Here is a 15,852-nt window from a genome sequence, read left to right as displayed (position 1 = left end):
TCGTCGTTGTCAACGGGCTGATTTTTCGATATCCGCAGGTGAATGGATATTCTTGGTCGCTGCACGTGATCGAGGCACGGAGGACCGCAGGTGGACAGCTATACGCCCGAGTTGGCGACCGATCAGATCCGGCTGCTCACCAAGGTCGCCCGGATGTACCACGAGCGCGGCATGCGCCAGCCGCAGATCGCCGCGCAGCTGCACATCTCCCAGCCGCGGGTGTCCCGGCTGCTCAAGCGGGCCGTCGACCTCGGCATCGTGCGCACCACGGTGATCGCCCCGCGCGGCGTCTACGCCGAGCTGGAGGAGCAGATCGAGCAGGCGTACGGACTGACCGAGGTGATCGTCGCCGACACCGAGGACCAGGCCGACGAGGCGCACGTCATGCGGGCGCTCGGCGCCGCCGCCGCGGTCTACCTGGAGACCACGCTGATGGGCGGCGAGCGGATCGGCGTCTCCTCGTGGAGCTCGACCATCCTGGCCACCGTCGAGGCCATGCACCCGCGGCCCACCCCGGTCGCCGACCAGGTGGTGCAGATGCTCGGCGGCGTCGGCAACGTGACCGCGCAGACCCAGGCGACCCGGATCGTCGGCCGGCTGGCCGCGCTGACCGGTGCCCAGGCCGTCTACCTGCCCGCGCCCGGCCTGCTGGCCTCCGGCGACATGCGGCAGATGTTCGTCACCGACCCCAACATCGAACCGGTGCTGCAGGCATACCAGGGCCTGACCATGGCCCTGGTCGGGGTGGGCAGCATCGAGCCGTCGCCGCTGCTGCGGGAGAGCGGCAACGCGTTCGCCGAGAGCGAGCTGCCGGCCCTGCGCGGCGGCGGCGCGGTCGGCGACGTGTGCATGCGCTTCTTCGACGAGACCGGCACGCACGTCGAGTCGGCCTTCGACGCCCGGGTGCTCGGCATCGCCCCCGACACCCTGCGCGCGATCCCCCGCCGGGTCGCGGTCGCCGGCGGCACCCGCAAGACCACCGCAATCCGGGCCGCCCTGCGCGGGGGCTGGGTAAACGTGCTGATCACCGACCTACAGGTGGCCCGCAGCCTGGTCTGATTACCACCCTGGGTTGGTACCGGCTTCTCGCCGAAAATCCGATCCTCAATACATGACCTCGATCAACCTGCTCCTCGGCCTCGCCCTCGTCGTCTACATCTGCTCCAAGCAGCTCACCTGGCGCCCGGTGAACCCGGCGCAGATGTTCAAGCTGCCGCTCATCCTCGGCGTCATCGGCGTCGTCTCGCTGTCGCACCAGGCCACCACGATCCACCCGATCGACGCGGTGATCCTCGGCCTGTCCGCCGTGATGGCGGTGGTCTCCGGCGCCCTGATGGGCCGGATCACCCGGTTCCGCCCGTCGCCCGCCGACCCGCGCCTGGTCGAGAGCCGCACCGGCGGCCTCGGCGTCGCGATCTGGATCGGCCTGATCGCGGTCCGGGTGGTGCTCGACGTGGCCGGCCACCGGATGGGCTCCGACCTGGCCGTCTCCACCGGCAGCATCCTGCTGGTCCTGGCGATCAACCGGGCCACCAGCGCGCTCGTCATCTCGGCGCGCCAGCCCCACGCCGCGCTCGCGATGGCCGGAAAATAGCCTCGTGTTTCTCATTCCGGCCCGGCGTGCCTGGGCGGCGACGCTCAACCTGATCGGCATCGTCCTGGTCGGCCTCGATCTGGCCCAGCGGTCGCTGCGCGACGCGCCGGCGCCGATCTCGGTCGCGGCCTGGGCGGCCTGGTCCCTCTGGCTGGTTTCGATCTTTCTGCCGGAGCCCTGGGTACGCCGTAGAGCAGTCGTTTACCTAGGCATGATCGCGGGCGGCTCGCTGGCCGGAGCCTCCACCGACGTGGTGGCCTTCGTCCCCGCCCTGGTCGCCCTGCTGGTCCTGACCGGCACGCCGACCATCCCGCTCCGGGTCGGCGCCGGCGCCGCGACCGGCTCAGTGGTCCTGATCGGGGTCAGCCAGCTGATCGACCCGGAACCGCGCGGCGCCATCATCGGCGTGGTGTCGCTGCTGCTCTTCGGCGTGATGGGCGGCCTGTCCCGCCGCCAGTACCGGCTCTCCGAGGAGCAGTCCCGGGCCCTGTTGGAGGAGAAGGTGCTTGTCGAGCAGGAGCGAGCCCAACTCGCCGCCCTGACCGAACGTTCCCGGATCGCCCGCGACCTGCACGACGTGCTCGCCCACTCGCTGGGCGGCCTGGTGATCCAGCTGGAGGCGGTCGACGCCCTGCTGGAGTCGGACCGCCCGGCCGAGGCCCGCGACCGGGTGCAGGCGGCCCGCAAGCTGGCGGTCTCCGGCCTGGACGAGGCCCGCCGCGCGGTCACCGCCCTGCGCGAACCGGACGAGCCGCTCTCCGCGATCGTCGCCGCCCTGGCCGCCACCCACCGCTCGCTGGGCGGCCAGATCGCCGTGCGCGGCGACGCCGACCGGGGTGCGCTCTCCCCCGCCGCCCGCACGGCCGTGCACCGAGCGGTCCAGGAGCTGCTGACCAACGCCCGCCGGCACGCCCCCGGCGCCCCCACCACGCTGGACCTGGACTGGGACGACAACCTGCTGACCATCACCGCCTCGACCCCCACCGGCGACGCTCCGGGCCACGTTTCACCTGGTGGGGGGCACGGTCTGGCGGGGATGCGGGAGCGGATTGTTGAGGTTGGGGGCGCTATGGACGTACGCGCAGGGGCGGCCTTTGATGTTGTTCTTCGGGTGCCCGGGAAGATGGGCTCATGATCCGAGTGCTTGTCGCCGACGACCAGGCGACCGTGCGGGACGGCCTGGTCACCCTGCTCGACCTGACCGAGGGGGTCGAGGTCGTCGGCGCGGCGGCCGACGGGGTCGAGGCCGTGCGGCTGACCGCCGAGCTGCACCCCGACGTGGTGCTGATGGACCTGCGCATGCCCAACCTGGACGGAGCCGGCGCGACCGCCCGGATCACCGCCGAGACGCCGGGCACGGCGGTGCTGGTGCTGACCACGTACGCCGACGACGACTCGCTGGCCGGGGCGCTGCGGGCCGGCGCCCGCGGTTACCTCACCAAGGACGCCGGCCGGGCCGAGCTGGCCGCCGCGGTGCGCTCGGTAGCGTCCGGCCAAGCCACCTTCGCCAAGGAGATCGCGGACCGCCTGGTCCAGGGTTTCACCAGCGCGCCCGCGCCCCAGCCCGGCCTGCGCGAGCGTTTCCCGGCGCTGACCGCCCGCGAGGCCGACGTGCTGGAAGCCATCACCCTGGGCCACAACAACGCCCAGATCGCCGCCGACCTGTTCCTGAGCGTGGCCACGGTGAAGAGCTACATCAACGCGATCTTCGCCAAGCTCGGCGCCCGCGACCGCGCCCACGCCGCCGCGATCGCCATGGGCCGCTCCGATTAGCTCACCAGGGGATGGTTCCGTCGTCGTTGACGAAGGTGCCGGTGGGGCCGTTGTCGGGGAGGGTGGCCAGGCGGATCGGGGTGGCGGCCGCTTCCTGGACCGGGCGGCCCTGGCCGCCGGTGAAGTCCGTGGCGACCAGGCCGGGGCAGGCGGCGTTGATCAGGATGCCGGTGCCGGTGAGCTGGCGGGCGTAGTGCACGGTGATGGCGTTCAGGTAGGACTTCGTGGGTGAGTAGGCCGCCATGATCGGGCCTACCTCGATGGCCGGGTCGGCCTGCCAGGTGAGCGAGCCGACGCTGCTGGAGATGTTGACGATGCGCGGGGACGGGGAGCGACGCAGCAGCGGCAGCATCGCGTTTGTCACCCGGATCACGCCGTAGACGTTGGTGTCCACCACCCGGCGCACCACGTCCAGGTCGAGGGTGGTCGGGTCCTGCACCCAGCCCGGTCCCATCTCGCCGGAGATACCGGCGTTGTTGACCAGGACGTCGAGGCGGTCGAGCCGGCCGGCGGCCTCGGCGACGCTCCGGTCGTCGGTGACGTCCAGTGCGACCGCGAACGCGTCGGCCCCGGCCGCCCGCAGCGTCTTCACGGCCGCCTCGCCCCGGGCGCGGTCCCGGGCTCCGATCGCCACCCGGTAACCCCGGGCGGCCAGTCCGGCCGCGATCTCGTAGCCGAGTCCCTTGTTCGCGCCGGTCACCAGCGCGGTCTTCGTGTCGCTCATGACGCCGATGCTGGCTCGCCGCCCGGCGGTGTCCTTACACCGTCTCGGTCGGCCGTCATACCGAGCCGGTATCACCGCAGTATCGTCGGACCGTGGACACGCTGGAGACCCGCGAGCTCAGATACTTCGTCGCGGTCGCCGAGGAGCTGCATTTCAGCCGGGCGGCCGAGCGTCTCGGCATCGCCCAGCCGCCGCTGTCCCGGGCGATCCAGCAGCTCGAGCGCCGGCTCGGCGTCACCCTGCTCGAACGCGACCGGCGCGGCGTCGCGCTCACCGGCGCCGGTCAGGTGCTGCTCGACGAGGCCCGCGCGATCCTCGACGGTGCCGCCGCGGCCGCCCGCCGCACCCGCCGGGCGGCGTCCACCACGACCAAGCTGGTCCTCGCCACCAAGGCCGGCGCGAATCACGAGCTGCTGCAGAGGCTTCTCGACGCGCACACCGCCGAGGTCGGCGCGGTCGGCGCGGTCGAGATCGAGGTTCTGCTGTGCGGGATGGGTGACCAGGCGCGGATGCTGCGTGACGGCCGGGCCGATGTGGCGCTGATGCAGCGGCCGTTCGACGCCCTGGCCGGGTTCGACACTGAGGACCTGCTGACCGAGCAGCAGGTCGCCGTGCTGCCGGCCGGGCACCCGCTCGCCGCCCGCACGTCGCTGACCATGGCGGACATCGCCGCCGTGCCGGACCTTCCGGTCGCGCGCTGGCCCCGGCAGGACGGCATTTACGAACCCGGGCCCGGCCCGGAGATCCACGACCTGTCGCAGCTGGCCCAGCTGATCGCGCTCGGGCACACCTCGGCGGTCATCTGCGCCTCGTCCCGGTCGTGGCTGTGGAGTTCGCACGTCGCGGTGCCGCTGACCGACGCGCCGCACGTCACCACCGTGCTGGCCTGGGCGGCGCACAGCCGGTCGCGGGCGGTCGCCGGCCTGGTTCGCACGGCCGCCGGCCTGGTTCGCACGGGCGCCCGGCTATAGGTTGCCGGAATGGAACCAGGCACGCTGGTGCGCCTCCGACCGGCCACTCCGGACGACGTTGCGGCCCTGGCCGTGATCCGCTCGGCGCCCGAGGTCTACCAGCGGTGGGGTGGCGGCGACGACCTGGCCTCCGCCGTCGCCGACGAGCTCGCCGATTCCGAGACCCAGGTGCTGGTCATCCTGTTCGAGGACCGGGTCGTCGGCGCCGTGCAGTTCAGCGAGGAGGACGATCCCGACTACCGGCACGCCGGCATCGACATCTACCTCGATCCGGCCGTGCACGGCCGGGGGCTGGGCACCGACGCCGTGCGCACGGTGGCCCGGCACCTGATCGACGACCTCGGCCACCACCGCCTGGTGATCGACCCGGCCGCCGACAATCACGCCGCGATCCGCTGCTACGCCAAGGCCGGCTTCCGCCCGGTGGGCGTCATGCGCCGGTACGAGCGCGGGCCGGACGGGACGTGGCACGACGGTCTGCTGATGGATCTGCTGGCGGACGAGCTGACTTAGGTGCCCCTTTTGTGATGCTGTCACGGAGGCACCACTGCTGCAAGATCATCGACGGTCGCCTCCCGCCCAGCTTCGATGCACGCCCATGCTCTCAGAGATCATGTATTTGTTCCGAAATTTCGTTTAGGCCTACTCCTTCGGCCTAAACTGTGTCTTCTGCCTGGTCGGGCGCAGAGAGGCAACCAGCGACTCCAAGCTACGTAGTGGCAGGCGGATCGCGCCGATCCTTGCCTGTGACGGATACTCAACTCATGCGCGCTCCCCGCCGCCACAGGCCCCTCAGGCGAACTCGTTGTGTGCCGCCGGAGGGCACAGACCTTCAAAGCCTTGCTGCGACGGTGCGGTACGTCGGTAGTTGCGAGCACAAGACTTACCCGTCTTTTGCCGGACCGCCCAAACCACGTGCGGACGCGAGCAAGTGTGATCCGAAGCTCGCTGACGCCGATGAACTGACAGGGTGGCTTCGTGAAGCGATGGCTGCCGGCGCCATCGGCGCCCCGTGGGAAGGCGACTACCCTCGGTACGTATGGCATCGGCAGGGCGATGTTGTGTATGAGGGCAGGCTCGTGAATCAAGCGCAGGGTCACTACAAGGGCTATCCGCTGACGGTAGACGAATTGCCGGAGGGGCTCTCATGAGCGGGGATGCGGACCTTCAGATTAGATGGGAATGGCTTTCCGCTCCCGAAGTTAGGGCGCCAGAGCTTAAGGCAACGTGGGCTCACCTGAGCATCGTCGCCGGCTCAGACTGTGTCACGTTGGTGGAAGACAGAGAGTCGGGAAGTTCCCGCAGGTCGATCTTCACTTCTCTGTACCCTCTCGCCGAGTGGGTGGCGTACAACTGGTGGTTCCTGAAGGCAGACTCTCGGCCGGCGACGGCATTGTCTCGATTGCCTGCTCGTTATGATGCGCTGTGGAGCGGCTATGGCGAGAGGTACAGGGCGCGGCACGGGCTGAGAGGTGTAGGTGATGGATTCCTTTGGCCCGACTTATTCATCATGCCTGAAGGGGATACCGCAAGAATTATTTGGGCTGCGGACAGGGGTAGCGTTGCTGAAGAGCGCCCGGTCCGTTTCCTGACAAGCGGGAATGTCTCTATCGACGGCGGTTTGCTGACGCAACGCCTCGCCAACTTCGTTGAGTCAGTAATAGATAGACTTCGCGAACAGGGAGTTGGCGAAACACCCCTGGCCACCGAGTGGGCGAGTATTCAGGGTGCAGATACGGATGAAGCCGACTTTTGCTTGGCCGCAGCCAGGCTCGGTCTCGACCCGTACTCTGAGGCGCTTAAGTATTCCGATGATATCGTGAGGACCTCGGACCAACTCTCCGATCCTGATCTCCTGGGTGACTTCCTAGATGTTGTTGATCCTGACAAGATTGCAGCTACGCTTAGCTGGGTTTCGGCCGTCAAGGGCGAAATCGATAATTTGACGTCCCGTCCCAGCGGAGACGTTGCGGAGCTTAAATCGCTGGCGCGCCCATCCCCGAAGTGGAATGGCTTGCGTCCCTGGGAGTTGGGCTGGGCTCAAGCGCAGCTAGTTAGGAATTCGATGGGTCTGGGTCATGAGCAGACATTCGAAATCGAACGCCTCCTGACGGACGTGACCAGGCCAACGAATACTCTTGGGATTCACGCCCTGGGTCAGTTGAAGGACGGCGGCCTACCCCTACTGGTCGTGAGTCACCGCCAACCAGATTCTTCCAAGCGGTTCGTTCTTGCGAGAGCGCTGTGGCATGTCCTATGGCGCAACACCCCGACTTTCCTGGTGACTTCTGCATATACGGATCGCCAGAAGACGGAACGGGCTTTCGCCGCTGAGGTTCTCGCGCCAGCGCAAGGCATAGCCTCAAGGCTGGTCGATGATGGTGTGCATAGCGGCTTGGAGGATTCTGCGCTCGTTGAACTAGCTGGGCACTTTCGAGTGTCGACTCTCTTGGTCCAGCATCAAATCGAGAACCAACTGATCCCAACGTGGTAGCTGCGGTGAGTCCGCGCCTATGAACCGTCTCGACGGAGGACACAGCGCTGACCAGCCCGGTTCGTTTAGGCGGCGGTTGGAAGGTACTCTTCGCTGCCCGGTCGTCATTTCGACACTAGACCTCTAGCCAACCGCGACGAGATCACGTCGGGCCGGGGTGAGCGCGCGGGAGAGCAGCGGGCCGACCACCGCGAGGGTTGCGGCTGCGCCCAGGCCGGCGATGACGAACAGCCAGCGGCTGCCGACCGCGCCGAGCAGGGCGGCGCCGGCCAGGTAGGCGAGGGCTTCCGCGGCGTACGGGAAAAGGTAGATCGTTCCGAAGACCGTGCCCAGGCAGGCGGGCGGCACGTGCCGCTGCACCAGGGTGTCGGCGGCGACGTTGTGCCAGCCGGCGCCCGCACCGGCGACGGCCTGGCCCGCCACCGCGATCGCGACCGCCCAGCTCAGGCCGGTCAGGATCGTTCCGGCGCCGATGATCAGCAGTGACGCGTACAGAATCAGGTCTATTCGCAGGCGGTCGGCGCCGCGGGCGATCAGCAGCGGGCCGGCGACCATGCCGACGCCGTAGGCGGAGGTGAGCAGGCCGACCGCGACCGGGCCGGCGCCGAGGCTGTCCCGCACGAGCGGCACGACGGCGACGTTGTCCAGCGCCGCGAACGTGACAAGCACCAGGAAACCGCAGGCCACCGCCCGGACGACCAGGTTGCCGCGGACCACGCCGAGGCCGTCGCGCAGCACCGCCGACAGCGGCTCGCGGGCCGAGGGACCCCGCCGGGACAGCGGCCGCAGCCCGGCCACGAGTGCCGCCGAGACGCCGAACGTCGCGACGTCGAGCAGCAGCGTCGGGGTCAGGCCGGCGGTGGCCAGCAACAGGCCGCCCAGGGCCGGGCCGGCCGCGAAACCGATGTTGACGCCGACCGCGAGGCGCGCGTTGGCCACGCCGAGCCGCTCCGGCTCGACCAGCTCGGGCAGCAGGCTGCGGCCGGCCGGGGTGAACGTGGTGGCGGCGACCGAGGCGGCCGCGACCAGCCCGAGCAGCACCGGCAGCGACGGGCTGAGCAGGGCGATCGCCGTGTAGAGCAGGGCCTGGGTCAGGTCGCAGGTCACGATGATGCGCCGCTGGTCGAAGCGATCGGCGAGCGCGCCGAGCGCCGGGCCGAACAGCCGCGGCACGGTGGCGGCGAGCAGGAACCAGCCGACGGCGACGCCGCCGTACCGGTCGAAGACCGCGACCAGCAAGGCGGTACGGGCGATCTGGTCACCGGCGTACGAAATCAGCCGGGCCGCCCAGAAACGATGGAATGCGGTAGTCATGAATAGCCCCCGTTATTGCAGTTTCCCGCAAAGACATGATCCCCCCGGATCGACCGGAAAGCGGTGTCGGGTTCGCGACCACCAATTGCTGTTTCGGATCGCGGCCGGCCGGGTCTATGGTCGTGCTCATCGCAATTCCGACCACTTCTCATCGGGGGATGAAATGATCAAGAACGAGCGCACCTGGGCCGGACCCACCCGCACCTGGGCGGGCCCGACCCGCTAGGCCAACCCTTCTGCGGACAGGCAGGCTGCGCCCCGTCACCGGGGCGCGGCCGAGCCAATCGCGGAAATGGCTGCCATGTCTTATCGATTTGCGATTCTCATGGCCGCCCCGCCGCTCGCGGGGGTGGCACTCGGATACCTTTCCGGCGGTCGCCTGGGCGGCCTGCGCACCATTGAGGTCAAGGCGCTGTGGCTCGTCTGGCTCGCCGCGGCCGCCCAATTCGCCCAATACCGGGTGCCGATTCTGCACGGCCCGGTAACCCTCGTCGTCGTGTTCGGCGCGGTGCTGGCCTGGCTGGCCGTCAACCTGCCGCGCCGGCCGGTGGCACTCCGGGTCGCCGGCCTGCTGATCGTGCTCGGCGCGCTGCTCAACGGGCTGCCCATCGCGCTCAACGGCCGGATGCCGTACGACGCCGGGGCCGCCACCGGCGAAACACCCAAGAACGTCGCGGCGAACGAGCAGACCCGGGCCGCCATCCTCGGCGACACGATCCCGCTCGCACCGCTGCACGCCCTCATCAGTCCCGGCGACATCCTGATCGGCGGCGGCGCCTGCGCGTTCGTCCTGCTCGCGATGCGCCGACCCGAGCGGAGACCGCATGACGCTGTCCCGGCGCCGGCTGTTCCTGGCGCTCTGCACCCTGGCCACCCTGGCGCTGCTGCTCTACACGATCGGCGCTCCGCACGAGCAGGGCGGCTGATCCCATGACCGGCACCCTGCACCTCGCTCTGACCCTGGCCGCTTTCGCGCTGCTGCTCTACACGGCCGGCGCTCCGCACTGGCAAGGAGGCTGATCCCATGCGCCGCTTCACCTACGCCCTGACTACATTGGCCACGCTCGCGCTGCTGCTGTACACCGTCGGCGCCCCCTACAACCACGGCGGCTGAGCCGCCAACAGAACCGGTTCAGTTAGTACGTGTGCGGCGGCCCAACGAGGGAATACATGGATGCATGTCGATTGATACCGAAGAACTGACGACCTGTCCCGCCCGCATCACGCTCGACGCGTCCCAGCTGGCCTTCTTCGACGGCCTCCCGAGCGCGGCGCCGAGTCTGCAGTCCGAGCTGGGCTGCGAACTCGAACACGGCCACGAAGGCTCGCACGCCGCGCTCGGCCAGCAGGTGGAAGCCACCATGTGGTGGCTGCAGTGGACGCTCAGCGCCTCCGAGATCAACCCGTACACCTGGTGCCCGGCCCAGCAGGCACCCGGCACCCAGAGCCGCAACGACAACGATTGCACCCTGTTCGACGGACACCTCGGCCGGCACTCATCGGCCACGACCTACTGGTCGGCCGACCAGGCCGCCTGAACCGGTTAATAGAAGATGGCCCATCTCGGCGGGCGGCCGCGGAGATGGAACAGCACGCCACCGGCGCCGGCTTCACCACGGTCTTCCAGGCCAACCGGCCGCCGGGCGAAGGCCAATCCTGCCCCCAGGCGTACCTGCTCGCCCGCCGCAGGTAATCCCACCCGTCGTACCACCCGTGGTTGGTGCTGCTTTTCGCGGAGCGCGCCGAGCATCGGCGGTGACGCCGCGGGTGGGCCGCGGCCGGGGGGAAGTGGGGTTTGCCGTGGCCGCGATGCTTGCTCGGGTCGGGGGGTTCTGTGCTCGGCGGCGCTGGCTGGTGCTTGGTGGCTGGCTTCTGGTTCTGGTGCTCGCGGTGGGTCTCGCGGCCCGGTTCGCCAAGCCGCTCGACACCGAACTGACCGTCTCGGGGCTGCAATCTACGCAGACGCTCGACCAGGTCGACGCCGAGTTCGGCAGCGGCGGGGACGAGGGGCGGGTGGTGTTCGCAGCGCCGGAGGGGCAGACGCTCGCCGCCTACCAGCCTGCGCTGACGGCCCTCGAAAAAGCGCTCAACGCCGAGCCGACCCTCTCGCCCGCTGGGCGCATCGGCTACTTCTCGGTTAAAGCGGAGCAGAAGCAGACGGACGCCGCGCTCGATCAGGCCCGAGCGGCCGGGCTGCAGGTCGAGGAGTCGTCCGAGCTGGCGCCGCCGCCGAGCGGCGGCAGTTCGCCCGGCATCGGGCTGCTGATCGCGCTGGTCATCCTGCTGATCACGTTCGGGTCGCTCAGTGCGGCCGGGATGCCGCTGCTGACCGCGGTGCTCGGGCTCGGGGTGTCTCTCGCGGGGCTCTACGCGCTCACCGCGCTGGTGCCGGTCAACTCGATCGCGCCGACCCTGGCCATCCTGCTCGGGCTGGCGGTCGGGATCGACTACTCGTTGTTCCTCATCGAGCGGCACCGCCGCCAGCTTCGCGAGGGCGCCCCGGACGTACGGGCATCGATCGCTCTCGCCACCGGGACCGCCGGGTCGGCGGTGTTCTTCGCGGCCCTCACCGTGATCATCGCGCTGGCCGGGCTGGCCGTGGCGCGGGTCGGGTTCCTCACCCAGATGGGGCTGGCCGCCGCCGGAGCCGTGCTGGTCGCGATGCTGATGGCGCTCACCCTTACCCCGGCCCTGCTGAGCCTGGCCGGGCGCCGGGTGGTCGGCCGGTGGAAGCCGCGGGCCGCCCGGACCGCGCCGCGCTGGGCCGCCTTCGTGGTTAGGCATCGCGGGGTCGCCGCGGTGCTGTCGGTGCTGCTGCTCGGGGCCCTCGCCGTGCCGGTGCTGGGCATGCGGCTCGGTCTGCCCGACGACGGCGACGACCCGGCCGGCACCACCGACCGGCGGGCCTACGACCTGGTCGCCGAGGGCTTCGGGCCGGGTGCGAACGGGCCGCTGCTGGTGCTGGTCCGGAACGGCGCGGTGACGAGGGAGCAGATCGCCGCGCTGCCGGGCGTCGCCACGGTGCTGCCACCGGCGGTCCACGGCCAGGACACGCTTCTGACCGTCGTACCGTCAAGCGGGCCGGAGGATGCGGCGACCGCGACCCTGGTCGCCAAGCTGCGGGGTCTCTCCCCCAAAACGAGCGTAACCGGGCAGACTGCCGTGGCCATCGACATCTCCGACCACCTGGCCGGCGCCCTTCCGCTCTACCTCGCGCTGGTGGCGGGGTTCGCGTTCGTGCTGCTCCTGGTGGTGTTCCGGTCGGTGCTGATCGCCGCCAAGGCGGTGCTCAGCTTCCTGCTCAGCCTGGGTGCGGCGCTCGGCTGCACGGTTCTGGTGTTCGGGCCGCTGCTGGCCTTCCTGCCGACCATCGTGATCGGGGTCCTGTTCGGCCTGTCCATGGACTACGAGATGTTCCTGGTCTCCGGCATGCACGAGGAGCACCGGCGGGGCGCGACCGCGCCGGTCGTCAGCGGCTTCGCCCGGGGCGCCAAGGTCGTGGTGGCGGCCGCGCTCATCATGATCGGGGTGTTCGGCGGTGGGGTGGCCGGCGGTGACCCGGTGACCCGGCCGATCGCGTTCGCGCTGGCGGCGGGGGTCATCGCCGACGCGTTCGTGGTGCGGCTGGTGCTCGTTCCGGCGCTGATCTCGCTGTTCGGGCGGGCCGCGTGGTGGCTTCCCAAGCGGCTGGATCGGGTGGTCCCGGCGGTGGACGTCGAGGGCACCGACTTGATCGTTAGCAGGGCATGATCCTGCAGCTCGCCGTCGCCGGTGCGGTTCTCGCCGCCCCGGTGACCGCCCCGGTGACCGCCCCGATGACCTACGACCCGCACACGATGACCGGTTACGTCGGCCAGGGCGACGTGCGGCGCGCCTTCGGCTGGGCCGCGGCCACGCTGGCCACCCGGGCCCCCGGCCTCGCCTTCAACCAGGAGTTCTGGACCGACGACAGCTACACGGTCAGCTGCGGCCGCGGCACCTTCCCGGTGACGCATCACCGCGACTTCGGGCGGTACTGGCTGACCGTCAAGGCGGTCAGTGGCTACGGCAAGGTGACCGGCTGGCGGATCACCGGGGCGAACGCCGGCATCTCCGGCACCTCGGTGGCGCCGGCGGCCGGCCAGCCCTGCCCGTCGCCGGGCCGCGGGAAGACGGTCGTGCGGGCCGCGAAAACCGGGACGAGGACCGGCTGCGAACTTACGGTCACCTCCCAGGACGTACGCCGGAGGCTACTCGTCTGCTAACGGCAGATCCGCTTGGTACCGGGCCCCGGCCGAACCCATCGTGGAGCCATGGAAACCCTCAGTTCTATCGACGATCAGCTGGCCGCCCGGCTGCTGCACCAACGCATCATCGTGCTCGGGACCGAGGTCGACGACCCGATCGCCAACCGGCTGTGCGGGCAACTGCTCCTGCTGTCGGCCGAGGACCCGCGCGGCGACATCAGCCTTTACATCAACTCGCCGGGCGGGTCGGTCAGCGCCGGCCTGGCCATCTACGACACGATGCGGCTGATCCCCAACGACGTGAGCACGCTCGCGCTGGGCCTGGCCGGCAGCATGGGCCAGTTCCTGCTCACCGCGGGCACACCGGGCAAGCGGTTCGCCCTGCCGAACGCGCAGGTCCTGATGCACCAGGGCTCGGCCGGGTTCGGCGGGACCGCCGCCGACGTGGAGATCTACGCCGAACAGCTGGAACGGGTCGGCTCGCTGCTGCTGCGGCTGACCGCCGAGCACACCGGCCAGCCACTGGAGACGGTGGAGCTGGACAGCCGCCGCGACCGCTGGTTCACCGCCCCCGAGGCACTTGCCTACGGCCTGATCGACCACATCCTGGACAGCGTCGACGACGTGCGTCCGTCGATGACCCGCCAGCCGATGGGGTTGAGCGTCTGATGGCCGGCCAGTACACAATTCCCACCGTCATCGAGAAGACGCCGAGCGGCGAGCGGGCCTTCGACATCTACTCGCGGCTGCTGTCCGACCGCATCATCTTCCTCGGCACCGAGATCGACGACGGCGTCGCCAACGTGGTGATCGCCCAGCTCATCCACCTGGAGTCGGCCGGCGAGCAGGAGATCGGCCTCTACATCAACTCGCCGGGCGGCTCGTTCAGCGCGCTCACCGCCATCTACGACACGATGAACTTCATCCGCTGCGACATCGCCACCATCTGCGTGGGGCAGGCGTCGTCCGCGGCGGCGGCCCTGCTGGCGGCCGGCACCCGGGGCAAGCGCTCGGTGCTGAAACACGCCAAGGTCACCCTGCATCAGCACTCCAGCCAGGCCCGGGGCACCCTGCCCGACCTGGCGGTGGAGGCCAAGGAGGTGGCCAAGGTGCGGGCCGAGATGGACCAGATCCTGTCCGAGCACACCGGCCAGCCGGTCGCCAAGATCCGGGCCGACACCGACCGCAGCATGGCCCTGACCGCGGCCGAGGCGGTCGCTTACGGCCTGGCCGACCGGGTGATCACCCACCGGTCGGAGGTGCGGGCTTATCGCCTGGACAGCGCCGCCTAGGCCGCCAGCAGCATGACGCTGCCGCCCCCGTGCGAGGCCTGCGGGGGCGCGGCGCGGTGCAGCTGGGTGGTGGCCAGCCGGAGGACCGGGGCCAGCGTGGCGGCCCGGACGAGTTCGAGGTCGTGCCGCACCTCGGCCAGCAGGTCGGCCAGGTCGATGCGCAGCGAATCGCAGACCGACGCCAGGATCTCGGAGCTCGGCTCCTTGCGGCCGCGCTCGACCTCGGAGAGGTACTGAATCGAGACGTTGGCCGCCCGGGCCACCTCGGCCAGGGTGCGCCGCTGCTCCTGCCGGTGGCGGCGCAGAACCTCGCCGACCAGGACGCGAAGCAGTGGCCGGGGGTGCCGCGCGATGTCCGCCATGGGCTCACGCTAATTCAGATGGCAGCGGCGGCGATACCCGCCGGACCCGGTTCTGCCAGCAGCGTAGAAGCAGTTTTGGCGCCCCGGCGATGGGTAGTTCTCGATATACAACAAGGAGGACGCGATGGACACCCGGCCCGTCACGATGATCAGACTCACCCAGTCCGCGCACCGCAGCGCCCCGCCGGCCCGCCTCCTTGGCTGCCCGGTCACCGATTTTGACGGCAACATGCTCGGCACCGTGGAGGATCTGCTGGTCGACGCGGACGAGCGCCGATTCCGGCTGATCAGCGTGGAACACGGCGGGGTGGCCGGTTTCGGCGCGACCCCATCGCTCATCCCGGTCGAGGCCGTACACGGCGTGACCGGCGGCCGGATCCGGATCGGCCGCAGCAGCGCCCAGGTCGCCGACGCCCCACACGTCGACAAGAGCAGGATGGGCGAATTCTGCGAGAGCCTCTACGGCTACTACGGCGTCGCCTGATCCCGCAGCCCCCGCAACAGCGGCAGGCTCTTGCTGATCACACCGGTCACCCCGAGCTGCCGGGCCCGGGCCAGCTCGGCCTCGGTGTCCACCGACCAGGCCAGGATCAGGTCGGTCCCCCGCCGCAACTCGGCCACCACGGCCGGGGTGAGCAGCCGCAGCCGGATCGAAACCCCGTCCACCCGCTCGCCGCGCATCCGGGCCAGCAGCCCCGCCAGCTGCGCGGCATTCGCCGCGGAAAAGACCCGGCGCACGCTGGGATCGCCCGCAAACGCGTCGAGCATGGCCCACTCCTTGGTGCAGACCGCGACGGGTACGTCCTTCGCACGCTCCCGCAGCGTCGCGGCAACCCGCGACGCCACGGCGAGCGAACGGCCCTTCAGGTCGAGCATCAGGCGCGGGTCACCGTCCGCAACGGCGAGGATCTCGTCGAGCTCCGGCACCACCACCCGGCGCCACCAGGGTTTACGCCCATGGCGTACCTCAAGGAGCCCGCGGTGCAGATGGACGTCGGCCTCGACGAGGTCGACGCCGGCCGCCAGGGCGGCCCGGAGGCCGGCAACCGAGTTGCCGGCCCGATGGGCCACCGCCAGCATCACGTCGTCGCCCACCCGATCA

General features: G+C 70.0%; 18 protein-coding genes. 14 read left to right on the top strand and 4 right to left on the bottom strand.

Annotated elements, in window-relative coordinates; translation table 11 throughout:
• The first annotated feature begins 90 nt into the window (after positions 1–90).
• From Ate02nite_RS22315 to Ate02nite_RS22300, 4 genes are read left to right on the top strand one after another with little or no spacing between them, the layout of a single operon-like run.
• Entirely contained in the window at positions 91–1,059 is a 969-nt protein-coding gene (locus tag Ate02nite_RS22315; protein WP_203808577.1) for a sugar-binding transcriptional regulator, read from the top strand.
• A gap of 52 nt (positions 1,060–1,111) precedes the next feature.
• Positions 1,112–1,594: a hypothetical protein gene (locus Ate02nite_RS22310; protein ID WP_203808575.1), complete on the top strand. Its 483-nt coding sequence runs from the start codon at positions 1,112–1,114 to the stop codon at positions 1,592–1,594.
• 4 nt (positions 1,595–1,598) lie between these two features.
• Complete coding sequence (locus Ate02nite_RS22305) at positions 1,599–2,729, top strand: sensor histidine kinase (protein ID WP_203808573.1); 1,131 nt, start codon at positions 1,599–1,601, stop codon at positions 2,727–2,729.
• On the top strand, positions 2,726–3,367 hold the full coding sequence (locus tag Ate02nite_RS22300) for a response regulator transcription factor (RefSeq protein ID WP_203808571.1): 642 nt from the start codon (positions 2,726–2,728) through the stop codon (positions 3,365–3,367). Before Ate02nite_RS22305 ends, Ate02nite_RS22300 begins: the two co-directional genes overlap by 4 nt.
• A gap of 1 nt (position 3,368) precedes the next feature.
• Here Ate02nite_RS22300 and Ate02nite_RS22295 read toward each other — a convergent pair whose 3' ends face one another.
• A complete protein-coding gene (locus Ate02nite_RS22295) occupies positions 3,369–4,091 on the bottom strand; it encodes an SDR family oxidoreductase (RefSeq protein WP_203808569.1) in 723 nt (240 codons plus the stop codon).
• Positions 4,092–4,192: 101 nt separating this feature from the next.
• On the opposite strand from Ate02nite_RS22295, the gene Ate02nite_RS22290 reads away from it, so the two are divergent.
• The 3 genes from Ate02nite_RS22290 (at position 4,193) to Ate02nite_RS22280 (ending at position 7,556) form a co-directional block, all read left to right on the top strand.
• Entirely contained in the window at positions 4,193–5,062 is an 870-nt protein-coding gene (locus Ate02nite_RS22290; protein ID WP_203808729.1) for a LysR family transcriptional regulator, read from the top strand.
• A gap of 9 nt (positions 5,063–5,071) precedes the next feature.
• The gene (locus tag Ate02nite_RS22285; protein ID WP_203808567.1) at positions 5,072–5,575 is read left to right on the top strand and encodes a GNAT family N-acetyltransferase; all 504 of its coding nucleotides are present in this window, start codon (positions 5,072–5,074) and stop codon (positions 5,573–5,575) included.
• A 634-nt stretch (positions 5,576–6,209) separates the two neighbouring features.
• Positions 6,210–7,556 carry a M78 family metallopeptidase domain-containing protein gene (locus tag Ate02nite_RS22280; RefSeq protein ID WP_203808565.1) on the top strand — a complete coding sequence of 449 codons (1,347 nt, stop codon included), beginning with the start codon at positions 6,210–6,212 and terminating at the stop codon, positions 7,554–7,556.
• 123 nt (positions 7,557–7,679) lie between these two features.
• Here Ate02nite_RS22280 and Ate02nite_RS22275 read toward each other — a convergent pair whose 3' ends face one another.
• On the bottom strand, positions 7,680–8,870 hold the full coding sequence (locus Ate02nite_RS22275) for an MFS transporter (protein WP_203808563.1): 1,191 nt from the start codon (positions 8,868–8,870) through the stop codon (positions 7,680–7,682).
• A 301-nt stretch (positions 8,871–9,171) separates the two neighbouring features.
• Between Ate02nite_RS22275 and Ate02nite_RS22270 the strand changes: the two genes are divergently transcribed.
• From Ate02nite_RS22270 to Ate02nite_RS22245, 6 genes are all read left to right on the top strand, one after another.
• Positions 9,172–9,804: a DUF5317 family protein gene (locus Ate02nite_RS22270; protein ID WP_203808561.1), complete on the top strand. Its 633-nt coding sequence runs from the start codon at positions 9,172–9,174 to the stop codon at positions 9,802–9,804.
• Between the two features lie 244 nt (positions 9,805–10,048).
• Complete coding sequence (locus Ate02nite_RS22265) at positions 10,049–10,408, top strand: hypothetical protein (RefSeq protein ID WP_203808559.1); 360 nt, start codon at positions 10,049–10,051, stop codon at positions 10,406–10,408.
• 271 nt (positions 10,409–10,679) lie between these two features.
• Entirely contained in the window at positions 10,680–12,620 is a 1,941-nt protein-coding gene (locus Ate02nite_RS22260) for an MMPL family transporter (RefSeq protein ID WP_438871238.1), read from the top strand.
• Positions 12,617–13,114, top strand: coding sequence for a hypothetical protein (locus tag Ate02nite_RS22255; RefSeq protein ID WP_203808557.1), 498 nt, complete (start codon positions 12,617–12,619; stop codon positions 13,112–13,114). The genes Ate02nite_RS22260 and Ate02nite_RS22255 overlap by 4 nt, the downstream gene beginning before the upstream one ends.
• Positions 13,115–13,162: 48 nt before the next feature.
• Positions 13,163–13,765, top strand: a complete 603-nt coding sequence (locus Ate02nite_RS22250; RefSeq protein WP_203808555.1) for a ClpP family protease — start codon at positions 13,163–13,165, stop codon at positions 13,763–13,765.
• Entirely contained in the window at positions 13,765–14,388 is a 624-nt protein-coding gene (locus tag Ate02nite_RS22245; RefSeq protein WP_203808553.1) for an ATP-dependent Clp protease proteolytic subunit, read from the top strand. Before Ate02nite_RS22250 ends, Ate02nite_RS22245 begins: the two co-directional genes overlap by 1 nt.
• On the opposite strand, the gene Ate02nite_RS50005 is transcribed toward Ate02nite_RS22245, so the two are convergent.
• A complete protein-coding gene (locus Ate02nite_RS50005) occupies positions 14,385–14,750 on the bottom strand; it encodes a helix-turn-helix domain-containing protein (protein ID WP_203808551.1) in 366 nt (121 codons plus the stop codon). The genes Ate02nite_RS22245 and Ate02nite_RS50005 overlap by 4 nt on opposite strands.
• A 124-nt stretch (positions 14,751–14,874) precedes the next feature.
• On the opposite strand from Ate02nite_RS50005, the gene Ate02nite_RS22235 reads away from it, so the two are divergent.
• Positions 14,875–15,234, top strand: a complete 360-nt coding sequence (locus tag Ate02nite_RS22235) for a PRC-barrel domain-containing protein (RefSeq protein WP_203808549.1) — start codon at positions 14,875–14,877, stop codon at positions 15,232–15,234.
• Here the strand turns inward: Ate02nite_RS22235 and Ate02nite_RS22230 are convergent.
• The gene (locus tag Ate02nite_RS22230; RefSeq protein WP_239147597.1) at positions 15,219–15,845 is read right to left on the bottom strand and encodes a glycerophosphodiester phosphodiesterase; all 627 of its coding nucleotides are present in this window, start codon (positions 15,843–15,845) and stop codon (positions 15,219–15,221) included. The genes Ate02nite_RS22235 and Ate02nite_RS22230 overlap by 16 nt on opposite strands.
• Between the last annotated feature and the right edge of the window lie 7 nt (positions 15,846–15,852).

This window comes from Paractinoplanes tereljensis (genome assembly GCF_016862435.1).
Classification (GTDB): Bacteria; Actinomycetota; Actinomycetes; order Mycobacteriales; family Micromonosporaceae; genus Actinoplanes; species Actinoplanes tereljensis.
Note: the sequence above shows the minus strand (reverse complement) of the source record. Positions and strands in the feature narration are given on the sequence as shown.